The sequence below is a fragment of the Hyphomicrobium facile genome, from assembly GCF_900116175.1.
In the GTDB taxonomy this organism is placed as follows: Bacteria; Pseudomonadota; Alphaproteobacteria; order Rhizobiales; family Hyphomicrobiaceae; genus Hyphomicrobium_B; species Hyphomicrobium_B facile.
Map to the genome: position 1 here is coordinate 158710 of NZ_FPCH01000001.1, position 21048 is coordinate 179757.

Genomic DNA, 21048 nt, shown 5'->3' on the forward strand with positions numbered 1-21048 from the left:
CATCATGAATTTTCGACGCGACTTCTACATCAATGGCGCTTGGGTTCCCCCGCATAGCGCCCGCGACTGGCACGTCATCAACCCTTCGACGGAAGAACCTTGCACCGTGATCTCACTCGGAGATCAGGCCGACACCGACGCGGCTGTGAATGCCGCCAAGGCCGCGTTCCCGAAGTGGGCGGCAACCGCTCCGGCAGAACGTGCCGCCATCATCAAAAGAATCCTCGAGCAATACGAAAAGCGCCGCCACGAGTATGCCGAAGCGATTTCCTTGGAAATGGGCGCGCCGATTGATTTCTCGTTAGCGGAGCAGGCCGCTTGCTTGCCCTGGCATACGAAGAATTTCCTGGACGCCTTCGAACACATCGAATGGATACGTCCTCTTGGCCCCCAAGCGCCCAAGACCGCCGTTGCCTTGGAGCCCATCGGCGTCGTCGGCCTCATAACGCCGTGGAACTGGCCGGTAAATCAGATCGTTCTGAAAGCCATTCCGGCAATGCTCGCAGGGTGCACGTGCGTGCTCAAACCTTCGGAAGCGTCTCCTCTGAACGCAATGCTGTTTGCAGAATTTTGTCACGACGCCGGCGTGCCGCCCGGTGTCTTCAATCTCGTCAACGGAGACGGGATCGGCGTCGGCACCCAACTTTCCAACCATCCCGATGTCGAGATGATTTCGTTCACGGGATCGACGCGGGCGGGAAAAGCCATATCGCGAGCTGCGGCTGAAACGCTCAAGCGGGTCGCCCTCGAGCTTGGCGGCAAAGGTGCGAATCTGATCTTCGCCGATGCAGATCCCCGAGCGCTCAAGTGGAGCGTTGGTCGGATGATGGAGAATTCCGGCCAATCCTGCAACGCGCCGTCAAGAATGCTCGTTGAACGCAGCATCTACGATCAAGCGATAGAGCAGGTTGCCGCGCTCACAAAAGCCATCAAGGTCGGGCCGGCTCTGGAGCCCGGTTCTCACATCGGACCGCTTGTCAACAAGCGGCAGTGGGAGCAAGTCCAGAATTACATCAAAAAGGGGATCGACGAAGGAGCCCGCCTTCTCTGCGGCGGACTTGGCCGTCCGGAAGAATTCAACAGCGGATATTACGTTAAGCCGACGGTATTTGCGGATGTTAGGCCCGGCATGACGATCGAGCGCGAGGAGATCTTCGGACCTGTCATGGCTATGATACCGTTCGACAGCGAAGAGGAAGCAGTGCGGATCGCAAACGATACGCCTTACGGCCTCACCAACTATGTCCAGACAAAGGACGCAGTCCGCGCCAACCAGCTGGCTCTATCGTTGAAGGCCGGAATGATCGAGATGAACGGGAAGTCGCGCGGGGCTGGCTCCTTCTTCGGCGGCGTGAAGCAATCGGGGCGCGCCCGCGAGGGTGGCATTTGGGGCATCGAGGAGTATCTCGAATCCAAGATCATCTCCGATTACAGCTTTACGTGATGTGGGTCGTGATCCTAGGCGGCAGCTTGCTTGTTCCGGCTCAATTCGTGGAATAGCGGTCGCGCTCTAAATGTGCGGCCCGGCGCAGAGAGCATTGTATTGCTGACGTCCGCTTCGGGTCAAAATCGACAGTTGGTAACCAGGCGACGGAAGAAATTGCCTAAAACCAGCCGTTAGATCCGCTGCTGGGTTGCGACGGCCGCATGCTGCTCTGTCTCTCAATGAAGGAGACAGACCATGGAAGACCATACTGAAAAGCCGAACCCCTCATGCCGTCCGCCCCGGAACAAAGGCAAGCTCATTGGCGCAAAGCCGCCCCTCAGGCCCAGTCACGTCTGGTCGAGGCTTGGTGGGGGCTGGCCTCAGGACTGATGCCAACTTTCGGCAGCGAAAATGCCGAGGTAGACGCCGGTCATGTCCGCCCGGTTCAGGCCAATGGACCGGATGTCGTGAACAACGGGCTTGCTCTCTCGGGCACAGCGCATTGGATGTTCGACCGAGGATTAATAAGCTTGGCCGACGACTTGGAAATCTTGATCTCGCGCCAAGTGAACGACGTGGATGGCGTTCGCGCCTTCATCAATAAGACAGGGTTCGCATTTGCTCCGGATCGCGCGGGAGATCGACCGCATCCGCATTTTCTGGGGTGGCATCGAGAGAATTGCTTCAAAAACTAACTTGTTGCGGAGCGGTTCGCGCGCGTGCTTCGCAGACCGCAGGATGGCGCTGCGGCGCCAAGTCAAAAACTGCTCATCGCATAATGACGATTGGTCACGCGACACAGTCTGCCTAAACACCACTCGATCTCGTCGCCATCGAGCGCTGTGAGCTACAAAAATCCTTTATTTTATCGGATCAATTTGATGCTTTGATCTGCCGTCCGCGTCCCGATTTTCATCGCGAGGCAGCAGATCCAAGTCCGTTCATCTGCGGCAATCGTGATCGCTAGTGCCCGATTCTCAGCACATTCTGATGTTGAACGTGCAAGAAACCACGGGGGATTTCTCTAGTGAAACATCGATTTGTGCTGATTTTCATGGCTGCAGCCATGGCGACTATCTGTGTGCACCGCGCCGAGGCGGCGTCTGTCAAAATTGCCGGTCAGTCGATGAGCTGCGGCTCAACGCCTGTGTTCTCGGATTCCAGCCTACCGATGGAAGGACGGTTCGTGCCTGGCAGGGGGATCTATATTAACCACACGCTCATGCAGAAGCAGCCGGCGGCGGTTCGCATGTTCGTGTTCAAGCATGAATGCGCCCACAAGTCCGTTGGCGGAAATGAACTCGCCGCAGACTGTGGCGCTGCCCAAGCAGGTGCGCGCGAAAAATGGCTGACGCCGGCTGGCATCGACATGGTGTGCAAGGCATTGGCGGGCGAACGCGGCGGCGGAGGCTATCCGTCCGGGGCCGCGCGATGCGCAAACATACGAAAGTGCTACGCCAATTCGTCCGAAAAAATTGTATTTCAAAAATCCAACTCGCAAAAGGCATCCGGCAGCGGACGTTTGCGGTCCGGATATTGAAATCAGCATGCAGAAGTGGCGGACGGAAATTTTTTCTGTCCGCCACTTCAATATTGACTTAGCGGCGGAGGCCACCTCGGAAGCCGCCTCTGAAGCCACCGCCTCCAAAGCCGGCGCGGTGGAAGCCCACGCCGCCTCCGCGCCACCCGGCGCCTCTCCAACCCCAGCCTCTACGGAAGCCCACGCCACCTCCGCGCCACCCGGCGCCTCTCCAGCCCCAGCCTCTACGGAAGCCGGCGCCTCTCCAGCCCCACCCGGCGCCTCTCCAGCCCCAGCCAGCTCTCCAGCCCCAGGGTCTGCGCCAACCCCAGCCAGCGCCTCTCCATCCCCAGCCAGCTCTCCAACCCCAAGGTCTGCGCCAACCCCAGCCGGCTGCAACCGGGTAGGTTGATCTCCAGCCCCAGCCGGCGCCCCAACCCCATGGTCTGCGCCAGCCATAACCGGCAGCTACCGGGGCCGCACCACCCCAGCCATAACCTAGGCCGAGACCGCATGCTTCTGCTGACGTTGTGAGGGCGCCGCCGCCAAGCGCGAGCGCCATTGCACATATGGCAATTTTTATTTTCGATGCAGTTCTGATAGCCATTGATTTGCTCCTTGAGCTACCCGAGGGCTTTTGCCGCTCTTCGCGCAAACCGGCGCTATACGGTGCAGTTCCCGCGTTCTTTTTTTTATGCTTAACCAATAGAATGCTCATCAATTTGCGGCGGCGCGCTTCGTGCGCAGATGCTCAAGCAGAATCGATTTTGGGGTGGTCTGAAGCGATTGCGCGCGTTCGCGTCCGACGTTGGCGGACGTTTGCAAAAGCTGATGTCGGTAGGTTTCGGCGCTACTGATCGAACGCGAAAATCCGCTTACAATCATTCTTCATGCTGACAACGATCCAGCCGTTGCTCTTGGCCTCGTCCATCAACGCATCAGTGAATGTTCCGACTTTTGATTGAGGCCCGTAAGCGTATTCGCGTTCGGCATCGTCGTGGTGCACGAGCAGCATCAAGCGAGCGCCGCCGCCTGCCTGGGTGTATTCCAGCATCTCTCTGTCGCCGATCGAGTTGCCAAAGGCTGCAACGGGGCGCCGCCCGACGACGAAGTGGATGCCTTCGGGTTTGCCGGCTTTATCATCATTGAGCAGAAGCTTGGGCACCTTGGTGAGGACGGGCTTACCATGTTCATCGTAGCCGAATTCCGTCGCGCCCGCGCTGCCGACGACCTGTTCCGGCGGCACGCCATAAACCCTCTCGGCGTATACGCGAACAAAATCCTGGCCACCGCCCGTAACAAAATAGGTCTTGTAGCCATTGTCACGGAAGAGGCGCATCACTTCGAGCATCGGCTGATAGGTGAGATCCGTGTACAGCCGATTGAAACGGGGGTGTTTGGCCGCTTCGATCCACGTCTTCACTTCGGCGTTGAAGGCTTCGACCGTCATGCCGGAGAGGGTGGCCGCGAGAATCTTCATCAGATCCTCTTTCGGCAACTTCGCCATTGCTTCCCGGTCGCCGGACAGCACGGTCTTGAAGGGTTCGATGGATTTCAGTTCCGGCTTTTTCTCCGTCAGCGCCGGGACACGGTCGAGGCAGTACATCACCTGCGCATACATTGGCTGCTCGATCCACGTCGTGCCGTCCTGATCGAACGTGGCGATCCGCGCCTCTGGCGATACGAACTTAGGATTCGCCGGGTCTGTTGTGGCTTTTACGAATTCGATGATCGCCGTTTTGGCTGGACCCTCATTCCACGATGGTAGCGGATCGGAAGCCTCGGCCAACGACAAGGACGGCAGCAACAGAATGCCCACGAGCGTGCCGAGCGCCAGTAAGGCAGTACGCAAGCGGTTATCATTGCGCTGCATGCTTTCGATCTCCCATTTCCGATTGCGGCCGCTAGGAGCCGCTTCCGAGAAACGTGAGTTCGCATTCGTTGCAGGGTGCGGCCGCGGGATCAAGAGCGGTCGCTTCGTTAATCAGACTGCACACGGCATCTATCCGCCCGCGCGACTTGCCGACGGACTTTCTCAGAAATGCAAGGTGGTACCTATGACCGGGCCTTGCTGGAGGACATTGTATTGATATGTGGTGTTTCCTGAGCCTTGCGAGTAATCGACCGACAGTGCGCGATAGCCGAGATAGCCATCGATGACGTGACCGTTCGCCGTGCACATTCTCCAATTATAGGTGGCGAGAACTTGCCAAGTTGGATCGCTGCCCACACCGAAGCCTCCGACGTCGGCGCGGACCATGAGTTCCTGCCCCGGTGCGATCTGATTGCGGAGACGCGCTCCAATAAACGGATCGACCCAGTCGACCGACCCTGATCGCGCCGTGACGCGATTGCCGGAGACAGAAAGGTCGCCGATATTCACGCTTGCCGAGACGTTAGCGGAAACATCGGTGCTCTGATGCCAGTAGCGGCCGCCGGCAAGAAGATCGAGAGCGGCAGATCCCGTCAACACCGGATTGCGGCCGGTCCAGACTTCGTAGGCGCCGCCGAATTCGACGATCACCTCCTCGTAGTCGACGGAAACGGCGCCTCCGAGCGAGGAGTCGATAATTTGGCGATCGGATGCACGAGCGAAATTTTTCGCGCCGGTGATGTTTGCGTACACAACGTCATTAAAGAGACTTACGGGGCCGTTGCGCGCCTCCGCGTAGCTCATCCAGGCCGGCAGTGTAGACCAATCGAGATGGCTGAGAATTTGGCCGGCGTTGGCATTCACATCGAAGGTGCGTCCCCTGACCGCCATGTTTCCCGACAGCCACGGTATCCAGCCGTAGGCCGTGAAGACGAAGGTCCATTCGCTCTTTGGAGAAGGCGGTTCGGCGAGACTGCGTTGTTCCACGCTTCCGAGGTCGGAAGCGGGGGCCGGGCCGGAGTAGGTGGAAACCAGAAGAGATAGGGAGGCGGCCAACAATATATTCGTTCGGATGAAATTCATTTTTCCGACCTGTGCGAAAACGAAATTTTCAAATCAATATCGGAACTATACCATCGGTGAACGGAGCAAACGTCACTGCTCCGCCACAGCCATCGCGCCGGATGCAAGAAATCAAAGGTCAGGAACAGATTCGGTCGATATTCGCCGCGAGCAAAAGCGCTATGCGAATATCCGCATCCGTGGACTCAACGGGATGATAACGGGGCATAGCGCGATTGATGCGCGGAGCCCGGCTCCATCAAGCAATGGCTGCCGCACTCTGGTTCCAGCGAAGCGCACTGGCGCGGTCGACGGTTTTTGGGTGGTCGCTTCCAGTGTGCAACTCACCATCGCGAATGTCTTGCTCGGTCAGATGCGGCGCGCATAGCTCGATGAAGCGATAGACAAAGCCGCGCTGCAGCCGCCCGCGGCGGATGGCGATGCTCGTCGTGCTCGGCGCGATAGGTTCGCCGCAGTCGATGACGCTGATACCCACATCGCGCGCTGCATCGTATGCCATGGGCGCGACGATCCCGATGCCCAAACCCGACGCGACATAGGCTTTGATGACGTCGGCATCGAGTGCGGTCATCGTAATATGCGGTACGACGTTGGCGTTTTCGAAAGCCTCGTCGATGCGCGGGCGCCCGGTGATGCCGGTGTCATATGTTATGATTGGATACTGCGCGAGTTCTTCGAGCGTGACGCCTTTGCGGCCCACTAAAGGATGGCCGACGGGCGCCACGACAATGTGAGTCCACGCATAGAACGGAAGCGTGAGGATTTCGTCGATGCCGGCAAAGACATCGGTCGCTATGCCGATGTCGGTCTCGCCGGCGAGCAGGAGCGCGGCGATATCTTTCGGATTTGCCTGCCGCAGATCCAGCCGCACGGCCGGAAAGCTCTCCTTGAATTTAACGACGACGCCAGGAAGGGCGTACCGTGCTTGCGTGTGCGTCGTCGCAATCTGCAGGATGCCCTGATCCTGTACGGCAAATTGCGCGGCGGCTTGTTTGATGTTGTCGGCTTCAATGAGAACACGCTCCGCCATTCTGGCAACGTTGGCGCCGAGATCGGTCAGGCCCAGAAGACGCTTGCCGCGACGGATGAAGAGGGGTGAGCCCAGCTCTTCTTCAAGCTCCCGGATCTGCTTGCTGACGCCGGACTGGGAAGCATAAATAGCGTTTGCGACGTCTGTTATATTGAACTTGTACCGGATCGCTTCCCGGAGAATTCGCAACTGCTGGAAGTTCATCGCCCCTCGCCAAACGCACGCACAGCCCGTCTGCGATCGCCAGTCAATCGCGCGTGCTGCCCATTCCGGCCTATTGGCCTAAGTCATAAGTTATGGCTTCCGTCGGCCAAGCCAATGAACTTCTTCTTCTTTTGATATTCACTTCGCGAGTTCTGCGCGGCGGCTCGGACATAGGCGCACGGATAGTGGGGGAGAGTTGCTCGCATTCTTTTTCCGATCGCTAAATCGGATTTTTCGCCGCTATTTTGGAATGCAAATTTTCACATCTCTATTGCATTAGAAGTGATTTGCTTAGAGCCAACTTCGTAATAAGCATTGCAGAAAACGTAATAACGAAGGAGGCGACGAATGAAGCGGAAACATCTGACTTTCATCACGGTATCACTTGCGCTCCTCTCGGCTGGTGCGATGCCGGCCGCTGCCGGGCATCGAGCGAACGCCAATAACCCCGATTGGTCGGTGACGGCTTGCAGCCGATACGGGAATGGCTGTTACACGGCTGGCCTGCGATCAGGGCGAGAGGGTAAGCAGCTCGTTCTTCGCCACGGAACACGCATCGACTGCGACCGCGATTGCCGTGGGACGCTGCGCGAGGCGACAGTCGATTTCTGGGATACGATGCGCGAGAACGGCGGCTGAGCTTTAGCCGAAGCGCGAAAAATTCGAGGGCCGCATCTGATCAGGATGCGGCCCTCGCTCGTGATCGCATGAGGAGAGAAGCCTAGACGGGGTGAAAAGGCTTTCCCCCTTCGATCAAAACTTGATCTGTGCACCAGCCGTGATGAACTGAATGTCGTCGAGGTTCGCTTTGGCCGTGGCCGTTCCAGCTGCGTTCACTCCAGTCACGTCGAGTTGAACGTGCTTGTAATCGAGGTACAGATCGACCACTTCGCTCAGGTTCTGATTAAGGCCGATGCTCCAACCGCGGATCTGTGAGCTGTCGGCATACCACGTTCCTGAAGTGAACAATGAGGAGACGTTGAGTCTCGAGCTGACCCCTGTCGAGGAACTCGTCGCAAAGCCGGCGCCACGATCGAGGTTGAAGTATTCGCCGAAGATCGTGGTTTTGCCGATCGGAAGGAACTTGCGTTCGATACCAGCCTGAAGGGTCCAGAAGCTGGTATTTTCGTCGACGTCGTGGCCATAAAGGTCATCGAGACCCGCATCATGAAGCCTGCCCCATGCGCCCGATGCGTATAGGCCGGTTTCAACGTGCAGGATCGATCCGCTAAGGCCGATCTCGCTCGTGTCGCCCGCACCACGCGCAACGGCTGAGCTGTGATCGGGAGTAGTGAAGTCGTTGGACTGGGTGTAGGCGACGCCGCCTGCCAACTTGAAGCCCGAGAATTCTCCGGCGTAGCGAAGGGCGACGTTCCAGATATCGTCTTCGCCCCATGCGGCCGACGCGGTGAAGCCGGCGATGGTTGGCGAGTCGTACTTCACGACGTTGAAGCGGTGACCTTCGCCCGGGGCAGCCTGCTGGGCACCCGGCGCGACGAACTGGCCGTAGCGATTGCTGTTGCTCAGGACGCCGTCCTTACGGCGTACGTAAAAGCCGGAGCCTCCGTCACCGAACGTGTTACCCCAGCTGTTGGTGTAGGCGAAGTGATTGGTATTCGCGAGATTGATTTCGGTGATGCCGTCAGCTGCGTCCGACGTCTGTCCGACCCAGACTTTGCCGTATTCCTTGCCGGCGAGATACCAGGCGCTGTGGCGAACGCTCACGCCATTTTCATTGTTTGGACCGCTTTGACTTGAACGATCTTCGCGCGCACCGCGCACGCCGATTTCAAGCAGGTAGCCCGCGGTCCAGCCTTTGATAATTTCGGCCTGTCCGACGAAGCGGAAGCGGTCTTGCGCCGACTCGTTCGTCAGCACGTAGGCATTGCGCTCTTTGCCGTCATCCCATCCGAGCACCGCTTCGTTGACGAAGCCGGAGACCGTCAGAGAAACCTTGCGGTTGCCCTTGCGGGCTGCCGTCGCCTCAAGCTCGGCGACGCGTTCTTCGAGGTCAGCGCAGCAATTCCCCCCGAGATCCGCGGCTGATGCAGGCGCCGTGCCTGCGAACGCCAATCCAGCTGCAGCGATGCCGGCAGCGATGCCCGCTCGTTTATTAGACCCCCCGAACATTCCAATACCTCCAAGGTAAATACTCATCGTTCGGCGCCTTGAGACGTTCACCTACTCATGTGAGTGCGTGGTCAACCGGGTTGATCGGCACTTTCCCCTAAGTGCCGTCGCCGCCGGATAAGGCCCGATGGAGGACAAATAAAGCTGAGGGAAAATCGGATATGAAATGAGAAGATTTCCAACGCATAGGAATGCGTGGGTTCTTTCCTTAGAACCAAAAGAGGAATGAGGCAGCGACTGCTGGTTTTGTGATTCCCATATCGCAGAACCTATCAAAACAGGGGCTAGATAGCGGCCACTTTCCGCATAAGCAGCGGCGGCAAGTCTTATGTTGGATATTCGATGGCGTTCCAGAAATATAGAAACGACTTTTCGTCTCGATGCATTTCGTCCGGCTGAAAAACGCAGAGCATGATGTGTTCGAAAGAGCCAAAAGTTGTGGCGGTGATGTCACTACTTTTGAGGCGGACGCGGCGTTGGCGCGCATGCGGTCGTGCTTCAATGGGGAACTATAAGCGCAGTCGTATCCGGGGACGTGTGATTGGCCTCGGTCGATCGTCCGCTGTGGTTGGGGATCGATGTGCGACGCGTTTGTGCGTCGCACATCGATACGAGCCGCGCGATGAGGTGCGGGCAGTGTCTCTGTAAATATAGAATGCAGTGGCGCGGTCTGGTTCATCTCGATGGACGGACCGGCGAGGTTGCTGCGCGAGGTCTTTATAGTTTTACGGGGCGGCCACCTCTCATCTTCGAGAGGGCGACCACCCCGTGCATCAGCAAAAGCAAATGTCAGCGAGCGTTGAGGCTCCCTGGCTGTTCCTTTTAAGTGCCGGCTCTCCAGGCGATCTCCTTCACGGTGATGGCCTTGGGCAAAAGGCCGAGAGCAAAGAACTGATCGGCAATGCTCTGCTGTTCCGCGATAACGGCATCATCGATCGGCTTGATGCCATAGGATTGACGCTTCAGCGCAGTTTCCAAGATCGGCGCCGGAATTCCGATCGGGCCGCTGAGCTGTGCTGCCGCTGCTTTCGGATCGGCCTTCACCCAATCATCAACGGCCTTCAGCTCGGTGAGGACGACGTCGATGGCCTTCGTGTTGGGGCCGACGTAGGACTTACTCGCGAGGTAGAACTGATGATTGGAGACAACGCCTTTGCCATCGGTCAGGACGCGTGCATCAGCTCCAGCTTGAGCGGATGCATAGAATGGGTCCCAGACCGCCCATGCATCGACCCTGCCGGTTTCAAAGGCCGCGCGTGCATCGGCCGGAGCGAGATGAACCGGTTCATACTCTCCGTATTTGATGCCGGCCTTTTCCAATGCCTTCACAGCGAAGTAGTTCGAATTGGAGCCCTTTGCGTAGGCAATTTTCTTGCCCTTCAGTTCCGCGACCGATTTGATCGGGCTGTTTTTGGGGACAAGAATGGCCTCTCCTTCGGGCGCCGGCGGCTCGTGCGCGACGTAGACGATTGCGCTGCCGGCCGCCTGGGCAAATATGGGCGGCGCTTCGCCGGTATGTCCGAAGTCGATTGCTCCGGCGTTGATCGCTTCTAGCAGCGGCGGCCCGAAGGGAAATTCGGCCCAGGTGACTTTATATCCGATAGCGGCGAGCTTGGGCTCGAGCGTTCCCTTTGCCTTGAGGAGGATGGCGTTGCCGTATTTTTGGTAACCGATGCGGATGACTTTGTCTTCGGCATTGGCCGTCGCGGCGCCGAGGTTGGCCGCGAATGCGGCAAGCGCAAGGGCGCCAAGTGTCCTGCGAGAAACGATCATGAGCTGCGATCCCCTTTTCCCAAAATTCGAATGCAGCCGATCAGAGATGGCTGCGTACATCGTGCAGGCTGAAGTGGATGGCAGTGATCGTCTACGAATTATTTCCGCATTCCTTATTCGGGCTTTGCGGGTTCTTTCGGCGAAAAAGCCGCACGCCGAGAAGCCGACCTGAGAGGAATCCCGACGCGTTCGATCGTGTCGCGCAAACTATCGTGCGGCTCAGGATGCAGCGTTCAACCGAGGCCCTCTTGCTTCAACGCGATGTCGACCGTGGGGCGTGCGCGCATGTGTTCGGCAAGGGTCTTCAGCGGTTTCGGTATGTCGATGCCGTTCTTCTCAGCCCAAAGCAACGTCACGAAAAGATACGCGTCAGCGACGGTTGCATGTTCGCCGAAGAGGTAGGGGCCTTCGGTCCGTTTCGCAGTGAAATCGAATCTCTTGCGGATCGCATCGAAGGCTTTCGCTTTGTCCTTCTCGGTCGTGGCTGGATTGAAAAGGGGCGCGAAGGATTTATGGATTTCGCTCGAGATGAAGGAAAGCATCTCAAGAAGTCTGTAACGGCCGAACTGGCCAGGCGCCATGAGAGCGGGGTATTTGTCGGCGATGTAACTCAGAATGGCGATGTTCTCGGTGAGGACGTCGCCATCATCGAACTGTAGTGCCGGGACGTAGCCCTTTGGATTGATATCGAGGTACGAGCGGCCATCGACGACCTTGTGGGTTTTGAGATCCACTTTCGCGAGATCGAACTTCATTCCGGCTTCGATCAATGCGATGTGGTCTGCAAGACTGCAGGCTCCGGGTGAGTAATACAGGATCATGGATTTGCTCCTTGGTTCACCAACCCCCATCTTGGGTGTTGCCGCTTCAGGCATCCTTAAAGCGGGGGCTCAAATTTAATTGGCGCCTAACCAAGAACTGCGACGGGGCTCGTCGTTTCCAAACTGCGGCTTAGTCTCGCTGAATTGTTGGATGTCTAAAGGAGTTTTTCGCATGTCAAAGCATTCAATTTTTGCAGTAATAATCGGTCTTTCTGCACTGGCTGCGCCGGTCGCGGCGGATGCTCATTGCCTCGGCGTCAATAGGGTGGGATGGGGCGTCTCCGGGATGTTTGACGGCACAACGCGCTTCGTGCGGGGCGTCGGCTACCGGACACAAAGACTGGGCGATCGCATGTTTGGTTGGCTGAACTGCGGTAGGATTCTGTGAGGCCGATAGAAATACGGCGGCCTCATTGATTTTGAGGCCGCCGGCTAAACAGCAGACTGGGCTGGAGATGAGGTTCAGAAATCTTCAGCGAGAAATTTCCTGATCATCGCGCGTCGTCTGTCACCCCATCAGTTTGGACGCGCTATGATCAGCAACGGTGGGGTGGATGTTCAGTTGATTGGCGGCACAGTCAGCTGGGTGCTCTGGCGATCCAGCTTCGGATCCAGTGCTGACGCAGTTTTGAAATCTCTATCGGCCGACTTGAGGTCTCCGGCGTCGATGTAGGTGTCGGCGCGCACGAAGTAGGCCAAAGCGTATTTCGGGTTGAGCGATACTGCCGTACTGAAATCGGTAATTGCGTCGGCGTAATTGCCCTGCATTTTCAAAGCAACGCCGCGATTGAAATATACGACCGATTCATTCGGGTTTATTTTTATTTCGCGCGTATAGTCCGATATGGCGGCATTAAGATCTCCCTTTTTGCGGAAGCAATTTCCCCGGTTGTTATACACGCGAGGATAAAGGGGCTCCAATTCGATTGCCTGGTTGTAGTCGTCTATCGCGTGGTCGCAATCTCCAATGGCGGCGTACACGATGCCTCGGCCCACGTAATAATAGGGTTCGGGGCTAATCTTTGCCGCGCTCGAGAAGTCGGCGATTGCATGTTGAAAGTCGCGTTTGGCGAAGTATCCCAATGCGCGGTTGCCATAATATATTGCGAGATTGCGCGGGCTTGGCGATTGAGACTCGATCATCACCGTGCAGCCCGCGATATGGGCATCTGGGGTTGCCCCATTGTCGCAATCAAAAGCTGCGTCAGCAAAGGCCGGGCTGCAAAAAATTAAAAATAGCAATGAAGCCGCAAAATAGCGCATGTTGTTTTTCCTCAAAACGAGGCAAAGGCAAGAATAGTATTTGGCGAAAATATGCGAATATGGTCTTGGCGAAATCGCGCCTAACGGAATCAAAAGATACGCAATATGCGAGTCAGATCAATATCGAATATCAGATCTCCCCAGGCTTAAGTGCCGGCGCGGCCAAAGCGGAGACGCCAAGAGAAATAATCCCTCATCAACTGGCGCTTTCTTGATGCGGCGCGGATCGGCGATTTTTTCCGTCACTGTCCGCCTACTGCGCATCCGGACAGGTGCTTCGTAGCGGCGGCTTGGGTTAAACCGGGAGGGCATCGGGCCGATCCGAACACGATATGCACAAAAGCGGCGTTACATTCATATAGTTGGTTGGAAGTTTATGAAGCAGCGCGTCTGGCTCGCGGGCCGAGATCTGGAATTCGAGGGCGACGAGGGGGATATCTATTTCGAGAATATCGCCGCTTTGGCTCAAGGTGGCGGAGAGCGTCATCTGTCGCGATTTGCAGCGCGGCACCTGCATGGTGCGAGCGTATGCTTGGATGTCGGCGCGAATATAGGGCTGACGACTGCGAGCTTAGCGTTGGCCTGTCCGAGGGCCCAGATTTATGCTTTTGAAGCTTCACCGAGGAAGGCGGTGCGCTTGCGCCGCAATCTCTCGGCCAACGGCTTGTCAAATGCGACCGTTGTCGCGTGTGCGGCCGCCGCCGAGAGCGGAATCCGCGCGGCGATGGATACGATCGATAGCTGGTCCGCCACGGTCTCCGCACCGATCGATTTCATAAGATTGAATGTCGAGGGGAATGAAGCGCAAGTTTTGGCGGGAGCCGCCGAGACGCTCGTTCGCGATCGGCCTGTGATTTTCATGGAGTTCAATTCCGTCGCGATTGCCTTCGAGGCGAGGCGGAGCCCGCTCTCATTTGCCGAGATGATCTGGCGATTGTTCGATGTCTTCGTTGTCGACGAAGACGGAAGGCTATGGCAGCGCGACGTGCGCGCGTTCGTGCTCGACAACATGCTGCGCCATGCCTGCATCGACGACATCGTTCTGGATCTGAAGCCCGATCAGGATGCGCGATCGATCAGGGATGCCCTAGCGATTGAGGTCGGCGCGGAATGCGCGGCCGCTTGAATTCTCTTCATCATCGGCTTGAAGCGGGGCGGATCAAAACAGCACTCACCCGAGCGCAACGCGATGCGCCACCGACAAGCTCGGCATCGGTGGCGCACACACTCAGTTGATTGATTGCAGCGAAGCGGATCGTGTGCGCTTCAGCGGCGATTGGGTCGCGCGGCGAGGATTATTCGGTTGTCCGGGCTCGTCAAAGCGGATCACGCTTCAGGGCTTGGCAAAGGCAATGCGGTCCGCCGCCGCCCAGCGTGAACATGGAGAGATCCGGATCGTAGACTTCGATCCCGAGTGCGCGCATGCGGGCGTTGAGGTCTTTGTTCGTGGCTGTCGAGAGCACCCGGTCGTTTCCGAGGGCGACGATGTTCGTGCCGAGCTGCGTGGAGTCGTGATACGAGACGGGCAAGATTTCGTAGCCCTTGGATTTGAGGAGATCCAGGAACCACGGCTGGTGCGCGTCGGGCGCGACGGCCACGAGCTTGTCGTTGATGAAGCCGACCGAAACGTCGAGGTGCACGAAGTGCGGTGGAAAAGGAACCGGATAGGCTTCCCATCCCTCTGCGCGGAACCATTCGCACATTTGTTCGGCGCCTTCCTTTTCGGAGCGCTCGCCGCCGTAGCCACATAGGACAAATCCAGGCCTGACCACCATGAAGTCGCCGCCTTCGAAATGGCCGGCGGTGCTCATGTTCCAGATCGGAATTCCGGCTTCCTGGTAGAACTTGAACGTCAGAGCGTAATCACCGCGGCGGAAGCGCGTCTGCGGCATGGTGATGACGGCGCCGAAAGGTGTCATCACGCTAGAATCGCGAGCAAACACGCCGTACTTCAGCTCCGGCCGTGCATCGAGCCAATGGCAGGTCACGCCGGCGCTCTCATAGACGTCGACCATTGCGCGATGCTGCGCCATGGCGAGTTGGGCATCGAAGCGCAAGCCGAGCGCGAGCGTTTGCCGCGCGACGGCGCTGACGGGACGCCACTCAAAGTAGTCGGGCTTTCCGAGAAGAACGTGCCGCAGCACGCCGGTCTCGGAATCGAGTCCCCAGGGAACTTTGTTAGTAACGGAAGGTGCGATCAAGCTCATGCCAGCACCTCGTAATGCGCGTCGGTCGGCGCGCCTGCATTGATCTTGACGATGTCCTGCGGGCAGGCAGACATCGCCACGATGCAATCCATCTCGGCCTTGAGTACGACATAGTCGCCGGGCTTCGAGACCGGTTCTTCCCAGCCGATAGAGCCATCAGTTTTGATTGGAATGTTCATCCAAAGATTGAGCGGAGAGGGGACCTCAGACGGCGTTAAGCCGAGGCCCGCCATTCCGGCGCGGAGATTGTCAGCGCAATTCTCGTGGTATTCTTTGCAGCCCAGGCCCTGGTAACGATAGATGTCGCAAGCGGCGATGAAGGTGTCGTGGACGCCGGGCGACGAGTCCGCTTCCAATGACAATATCGGCCGGCGCTTGTTCGTCACGAGCTTGTCGCCGGGCTTTGGGCTGATCCTGTCGATCGCTGCACGCATATGTTCCATGGAGAGAAATTCGCCGAGGTCGTGCGCGTTGAAGGCCCAAGTATCAACGACCTGATGGCCATGGGTGTTCACTATTCGGATCGATTGTCCCGCTTTCAGAGCAACGGCGCGGCCCTGTCGCGCGGGAAGCTGTTGAAGTTCGCTCATGCCATCACCTGTGTCTTCGCTTTTACATTCGGGAATTCTTTGCGGATTGCGTCCGTGACGCCGATTGCATAATCGGCGGCGAGCAACTTTCCTTTCTCAGCTGCGCAGCCGGTGGCCGGCGACAGCACGCCCGAGCACGGGACCCAGCCGGTTCGCGTCGGATAGACATCGTACGCGGGGAAGTCGGCCGGCTTGTCGGTCGGCAGCGCCGCCATGTCGACGAGTTCGGGATGATGATAGAGCATCAGCGATGTCTCCATCACGGCTGCATGTTCGAGGGCGAAGCCCGGGAATCCCTCGGGAAAAATCTTCTCGATTGTTTCCGTGCGCGTGAAATCCCAGTACTCGAGCCGCAGCACTTCGAAATCGCGAATGCCCATGTATGAAAGTTCACGCATCGCAAGGTCGATGCCTTCGATCGTGAACATCATGTTTTCGTAGTGGCCGTTGATGAGGACGAGCCGGCGCGCACCGTGACGCGCAAATTCTTTGATGACGTCGCGGAGGACGTGCGTGAGCGTATCGGCATCGAGGCTGGTGGTTCCGCAGTAATGATTGCCACCGCCCATTTTCGGCTGTGACTTGTAGCCGAAGGCGACGGCGGGCGCGACGATGGCATCGAGCTGCTTTGCGACGTCGACGGCCACGGCCGTTGCCAGCATAACGTCGGTTCCCATCGGTAAGTGCGGCCCGTGCTGCTCGGTTGCTCCCACCGGCAAGAGAATGAGAGCGCCCCCTTCGATCCGCTTTTGGTAGGTGGTCCAGCTCATCTCGTTCATAAAAAGTCGGTCGCTCATGTTTTCCTTCTTTCAAACCATCGAGGCGCCGCCGTTGACGCCAATTACCTGTCCCGTCATGAAGCTCGAGCCGGGGCCCGCGAGAAACAGCGCGGCTTCGGCGATCTCTTCCGGCTTTCCGATGCGGCGTAGCGGATTTGCTGTTTCGAGCGCTTTCCAGTCCGGCGGCATGTTGTCGAAATCGAGCAGTGGCGTGTCGGTCGGTCCGGGAGCGACCGCGTTGACGAGAATGTCGGGCCCGAATTCCTTCGCCCAGCAGCGCACCATGGCGCTGATCCCTGCTTTCGACGCGCAGTAGGCGGCGTGATGCTCGCGGCCAAGCTGAGCAAGCTCAGAGCTGAACAGGATGATCCTGCCGCCATTGCCGTGCTTCTGCATGGCGCGCACAGACTCGCGCACCATCAGGAGTGTACCGATCAGATTGACGTCGAGAACTTTGCGCGCTTCGGCAACGGGTGTGTCGAGCAGGGGTGACATCAGAAAAATCGCCGCCGTATTGACCATGACGTCAATACCGCCGAGCGCTTCGTCTGCTGCCTTCACCGCCTCGACGACTTGCGCTTCATCCGTGATGTCGAGTGTGAAAGACGGGCCAGCGCCGGTGGAGATAGGGCTCAGATCGAATCTCGCGACGCGTGCGCCTTTCGCTTCGAAGAGATCGGCGATGGCGAGACCTATGCCGCTCGCTGCGCCGGAGACGATAACTTTTTTGTTTTCGAGCATGCTCATCCGAGAAATTCTCCGCGATCGACGCCGATCGCTTGACCGGTGATGTTGTTCGAAAGGTCGCTTGCGAGGAAAAGATAGAGGCCGGCTACATCGGCCGGTTCCATCAAGCCGGGCAGCGCCTGCGCCGCGACGACATCGGCGAAGATATCGGCTTCGCTCCGCTCCGTGCGTTCAGCCATGGTTTTGGCGGAGCGCACCGAGGCGACGGTTCGCACCCACCCGGGACAGACCGCATTGACGGCGATGCCGCGCGGTCCGAGTTCACGCGCGAACGTGCGGGTCAGACCTACGACGGCGTGCTTCGATGCGATGTAGGCGGCGAATTCGCCGACGGCGCTTTTCGCCCAGACCGATGCCGTATTGATGATGCGAGCGCCGGGCTTCAGAAGAGGCAGCGCGGCGCGCGTGACGTTCCAGGTGCCGCGCACGTTGATGTCGATAATCCGCGCAAAGGTCGCGTCGACTTCGTCGCTTGGATCGGTCAGCGGCGTGATGAGTTCGAGCCCAGCGTTGTTCACCAGCACGTCGAGCGTCGAGATCGATGCAAATACGGTTTGCAGCGCGGTCTTGTCGGTAATGTCGGTGAAGAAGGCCTGGACCGGGCGTCCGCAGGCATCCGACAGGCGCGCCGCCGCATCGGTAACGAGATCGTCGTTTGCAAGGATCGCGACGTCGGCGCCCGCAACCGCTAACGCTTCCGCGACAGCAAAGCCGATGCCTCGGCTGGCACCCGTGACGAGCACCGACTTATTTTGAAAGTTGATCAAGCTCTTTCCTCAGGGTCCTATACTTTTTCTTCTTCCCCGGTCGCCGCGCGCACCATTCTCAAGATGCGCGTTCGAAGTTTGAAAAATTGCTCGCTGTCGCGCAGTGCGATCGTGCGATCCGGGCCCAGCTCCGCCGATATATCGACGTCTTCGAGCATGCGCGCGGGTCGATTCGAGAAGACGACGATCCGGTCTGCGAGAAACACAGCCTCGTCCACGTCGTGGGTCACGAAAATAATGGTCTTTGCGTCCTGGCGATGGATGCGGCGCAATTCGAGCTGCAATCCTTCCCGCCGCTGGGCGTCGAGCGCGCCGAAGGGTTCGTCCATCAGGAGAACTTCGGATCCCGCCGCGAGCGTGCGAGCAATGGCAATGCGCTGGCGCATGCCGCCCGAAACTTTGTTGGGATAGAAGTCGGCGAAGTCCGTCAAGCCGACGAGCTCGAGATAGTGATCGAGCCGCTTCTTCTTTCGCTCCGGCGTCATGTCGTTCCGGTACTTCATGCCGTAGGCGACGTTTTCGGAAACGGTCAGCCACGGAAATGAAGAGTAGGATTGGAAGACCATGCCGCGCTCGCGATCGGGGGCGCCGATCGGCTGGCCGTCGAGGCGTATTTCGCCGACGCTCGGTGTTTCGAGGCCGCCGACCATCCGCATCAACGTGGTCTTGCCGGAGCCGGATGGCCCGAGAAAGACGACGAATTCGTTGCGCCTGATGGTGAGGTTGAAGGATGGGGCGACGACTTCGAGATCGCCGAAGTATTTGGCGACGCCATCGAAAACGAGGTAGGGAGCGGGAGCCACGTTGCGCCTCTCAAAGATAACGGAATAAGCGCTTGTGAACGAGGCGCAGAATCTGGTCGGTGACGAGGCCGATCAATCCGATCGCCACCACGCCCGCCATGACTTCCGACGTGTTCATGTAGCGGCGCGCGGCCCAGATGACGAAGCCGAGGCCGGTATCGGCGGCAACGATTTCCGCGATGATGAGATAGGTCCAGCACCAACCGAGCGTGATGCGGAGATTGTCGAACAGGCTCGGCAGCATCGCCCGGAAGGCCACGTCCGATAGCATCTGCCTAGGTCGCGCGCCGACGGTATACGAAATCTCGACGTATTCCTGAGGCACGCGGCGCATATCGTCGGCGACGAGCAACACGAGCTGAAAGAAGGTGCCGAGCCAGAGCAGGAAGATTTTCGTCGTCTCGCCGACGCCAAACCAAATGATGCTTAGAGGCACGAGCGCGGGGACCGGCAAGTAGCGGATGAAATCCACGATCGGCTCTAGTGCGGCGCCCACGCCGCGGAAGCTCGACATCGCGATGCCGATGGGCACCGCCATGATGACGGCCAGCGCAAATGCAACCCATATGCGCAGCGTCGAGATACCTGCGTGCATCAGCAGGTTCTTGTGAAGGATCATGTTCCACAGCGTCTCGAGCGTGACGCTCGGCGGCGGAAGGAAGGTTGCGTTGATCAATCCGAGGCGGGTCAAGAGCTCCCATACGCCTAAGACGAACAGGGTCGCGCCGATGGCGGTGAGGATCTTCGCGCGTTTCGAAAGCGTTCCGCGAAACGCGAAGAACTGATTGCGCGGAGCTGTTCTTCGTTGAGGACGCGGCGTGGGTGCCGCGTTCGCGGCCGGCGCGTGAGGCGCCGCAGACACTGTCGCTTTTATGATGGTCACGCGATGATCCCGGAGTCGGCTCTGCTGACTGTTGAATGTGCCGGGGACCCGCTCTGATGAGCGGTGCGCCCGGCACGGACTTAGTCTACTTCAGATCGGCTTCGGTGATACTGGCGACAATCGAATTATCGATCTGCTCGGCCGCTTTGAGGTTGTTCTCGGCGGCGCCATTCTCGATATTGAGCTGCATCACCTCGTCGAAGGTTCCGTACAGCGTGCCGGGAGCGCCGGGTTTGCCGAAGTAACCGGTGTTTTCCTTGTGCCCGGTATAGACCAAGCTGCCTTCGATCGACGCCGCGAACTCGTCCGGCGTCAAGTTGAAGTGCGGGGCCGCGAGCTTGATGAAGTCAGCCTTGTTCGTGTTGAAATATTCGACCGCCTTGAAGATGCCGATCATGAACTTCTTGTACTTCTCGGGATTGGCTTTCAGATCGTCTTGGCGCGCGGTGATGATGTCGACGATGATGCCCGGGTATTGTGCCGACGAGACCAGGATGTGGGGCTTGCGGCCCGGGACCTTATCGACGGCCTGGGACAGGTACGGCTGGTAGGATACGACCGCGTCAATCGACGTATCGGTCAGGATGGCGACGGTGTCTGCGGTCGCGATCTGTTTGACGACGAGATCGGACAGGGACATGCCCTTCTTCTTCAATGCCATCTGGAGCAGCAGGCGCCCCGGAATGTTTGGCTCCGATGCAACGGTCTTGCCCTTCAACTGTTCGACGGACGTGATGTCACCTGGGGTGAGGACGCCGTCGCCGCCGAGCGATTCGTCGATGGTGCCGATGATGATGCCGGGGGTTTGGGCGTCACGCGGCTTGCCCTGATACTCGCCGACCGTGCGCATATCCATTTCGATGTCGCCGCGCGCCATGGCTGCCATGACGTTCGCGCGTTCATCTTCGAACTTGATGCTGACGTCGATGCCGAGCTTCTTGAAGTATCCGAGGTCCTGCGCCACGAAAACGGGGGCGAAGCCACTCCACGTCGGGCAGAGAATCCGGATGGTTTCGTCGGCCCGTGCCGCAGTCGCGGCCAGCGACACGCTCAATCCCAAAGCCATCGCAAATCCGGCCCCGGCAACTCGCCGGACGTTCATCGTCATGTGCATCGGCATACCCCTAAATGAAAGACCACCGTGATGTTG

The 21048-nt window shown here is 58.4% G+C and carries 19 protein-coding genes and 1 pseudogene; 5 read left to right on the forward strand and 15 right to left on the reverse strand.

Features of this window, described 5'->3' with window-relative positions; translation table 11 throughout:
• Window positions 1–4 precede the first annotated feature (4 nt).
• From BM399_RS00780 to BM399_RS00790, 3 genes and pseudogenes are all read left to right on the forward strand, one after another.
• On the forward strand, window positions 5–1444 hold the full coding sequence (locus BM399_RS00780; RefSeq protein ID WP_092866041.1) for an aldehyde dehydrogenase family protein: 1440 nt from the start codon (window positions 5–7) through the stop codon (window positions 1442–1444).
• A 389-nt stretch (window positions 1445–1833) separates the two neighbouring features.
• Window positions 1834–2121 (forward strand): annotated as a pseudogene (locus tag BM399_RS00785) (HNH endonuclease); the annotation flags it as partial.
• A 332-nt stretch (window positions 2122–2453) separates the two neighbouring features.
• The gene (locus tag BM399_RS00790) at window positions 2454–2966 is read left to right on the forward strand and encodes a hypothetical protein (protein ID WP_143111295.1); all 513 of its coding nucleotides are present in this window, start codon (window positions 2454–2456) and stop codon (window positions 2964–2966) included.
• 829 nt (window positions 2967–3795) lie between these two features.
• Here BM399_RS00790 and BM399_RS00805 read toward each other — a convergent pair.
• The 3 genes from BM399_RS00805 to BM399_RS00815 form a co-directional block, all read right to left on the reverse strand.
• Window positions 3796–4818, reverse strand: coding sequence for an HAD family hydrolase (locus BM399_RS00805; protein ID WP_092862894.1), 1023 nt, complete (start codon window positions 4816–4818; stop codon window positions 3796–3798).
• Between the two features lie 162 nt (window positions 4819–4980).
• A complete protein-coding gene (locus tag BM399_RS00810) occupies window positions 4981–5805 on the reverse strand; it encodes a hypothetical protein (protein WP_177228006.1) in 825 nt (274 codons plus the stop codon).
• A 334-nt stretch (window positions 5806–6139) separates the two neighbouring features.
• Entirely contained in the window at window positions 6140–7135 is a 996-nt protein-coding gene (locus BM399_RS00815) for a LysR substrate-binding domain-containing protein (RefSeq protein ID WP_092862898.1), read from the reverse strand.
• A gap of 348 nt (window positions 7136–7483) precedes the next feature.
• Between BM399_RS00815 and BM399_RS00820 the strand changes: the two genes are divergently transcribed.
• Window positions 7484–7774, forward strand: a complete 291-nt coding sequence (locus BM399_RS00820) for a hypothetical protein (RefSeq protein WP_092862902.1) — start codon at window positions 7484–7486, stop codon at window positions 7772–7774.
• Between the two features lie 114 nt (window positions 7775–7888).
• Here BM399_RS00820 and BM399_RS00825 read toward each other — a convergent pair whose 3' ends face one another.
• The 4 genes from BM399_RS00825 to BM399_RS00840 form a co-directional block, all read right to left on the reverse strand.
• Window positions 7889–9265, reverse strand: coding sequence for a porin (locus tag BM399_RS00825; RefSeq protein WP_092862905.1), 1377 nt, complete (start codon window positions 9263–9265; stop codon window positions 7889–7891).
• Window positions 9266–10087: 822 nt separating this feature from the next.
• Window positions 10088–11038, reverse strand: a complete 951-nt coding sequence (locus tag BM399_RS00830; RefSeq protein ID WP_092866044.1) for a sulfonate ABC transporter substrate-binding protein — start codon at window positions 11036–11038, stop codon at window positions 10088–10090.
• A 233-nt stretch (window positions 11039–11271) separates the two neighbouring features.
• Window positions 11272–11859 carry a glutathione binding-like protein gene (locus tag BM399_RS00835; RefSeq protein WP_092862908.1) on the reverse strand — a complete coding sequence of 196 codons (588 nt, stop codon included), beginning with the start codon at window positions 11857–11859 and terminating at the stop codon, window positions 11272–11274.
• Between the two features lie 558 nt (window positions 11860–12417).
• Entirely contained in the window at window positions 12418–13122 is a 705-nt protein-coding gene (locus tag BM399_RS00840) for a tetratricopeptide repeat protein (RefSeq protein WP_143111296.1), read from the reverse strand.
• A gap of 376 nt (window positions 13123–13498) precedes the next feature.
• Here BM399_RS00840 and BM399_RS00845 point away from each other — a divergent pair, with 376 nt between their 5' ends.
• Window positions 13499–14248: an FkbM family methyltransferase gene (locus tag BM399_RS00845; RefSeq protein WP_092862914.1), complete on the forward strand. Its 750-nt coding sequence runs from the start codon at window positions 13499–13501 to the stop codon at window positions 14246–14248.
• A 190-nt stretch (window positions 14249–14438) separates the two neighbouring features.
• Here the strand turns inward: BM399_RS00845 and BM399_RS00850 are convergent, their stop codons facing one another.
• The 8 genes from BM399_RS00850 to BM399_RS00885 all read right to left on the reverse strand — a co-directional run bounded on the left by BM399_RS00850 (window position 14439) and on the right by BM399_RS00885 (window position 21006).
• A complete protein-coding gene (locus tag BM399_RS00850) occupies window positions 14439–15329 on the reverse strand; it encodes a dimethylarginine dimethylaminohydrolase family protein (protein WP_092862917.1) in 891 nt (296 codons plus the stop codon).
• The gene (locus tag BM399_RS00855) at window positions 15326–15919 is read right to left on the reverse strand and encodes a DUF1989 domain-containing protein (RefSeq protein WP_092862920.1); all 594 of its coding nucleotides are present in this window, start codon (window positions 15917–15919) and stop codon (window positions 15326–15328) included. Before BM399_RS00855 ends, BM399_RS00850 begins: the two co-directional genes overlap by 4 nt.
• A complete protein-coding gene (locus BM399_RS00860; RefSeq protein WP_092862923.1) occupies window positions 15916–16716 on the reverse strand; it encodes a creatininase in 801 nt (266 codons plus the stop codon). The genes BM399_RS00855 and BM399_RS00860 overlap by 4 nt, the downstream gene beginning before the upstream one ends.
• A 12-nt stretch (window positions 16717–16728) precedes the next feature.
• Window positions 16729–17445, reverse strand: a complete 717-nt coding sequence (locus tag BM399_RS00865) for an SDR family NAD(P)-dependent oxidoreductase (protein ID WP_092862926.1) — start codon at window positions 17443–17445, stop codon at window positions 16729–16731.
• Window positions 17442–18212 (reverse strand): SDR family NAD(P)-dependent oxidoreductase, encoded by a 771-nt coding sequence (locus BM399_RS00870; protein ID WP_092862930.1) that lies wholly within the window; start codon window positions 18210–18212, stop codon window positions 17442–17444. The genes BM399_RS00865 and BM399_RS00870 overlap by 4 nt, the downstream gene beginning before the upstream one ends.
• 17 nt (window positions 18213–18229) lie before the next feature.
• Window positions 18230–19015, reverse strand: coding sequence for an ABC transporter ATP-binding protein (locus BM399_RS00875; RefSeq protein ID WP_092862933.1), 786 nt, complete (start codon window positions 19013–19015; stop codon window positions 18230–18232).
• Window positions 19016–19025: 10 nt separating this feature from the next.
• Window positions 19026–19898 carry an ABC transporter permease gene (locus BM399_RS00880; RefSeq protein ID WP_244531013.1) on the reverse strand — a complete coding sequence of 291 codons (873 nt, stop codon included), beginning with the start codon at window positions 19896–19898 and terminating at the stop codon, window positions 19026–19028.
• Window positions 19899–19983: 85 nt separating this feature from the next.
• Complete coding sequence (locus BM399_RS00885) at window positions 19984–21006, reverse strand: ABC transporter substrate-binding protein (RefSeq protein WP_244531014.1); 1023 nt, start codon at window positions 21004–21006, stop codon at window positions 19984–19986.
• Window positions 21007–21048 lie beyond the last annotated feature (42 nt).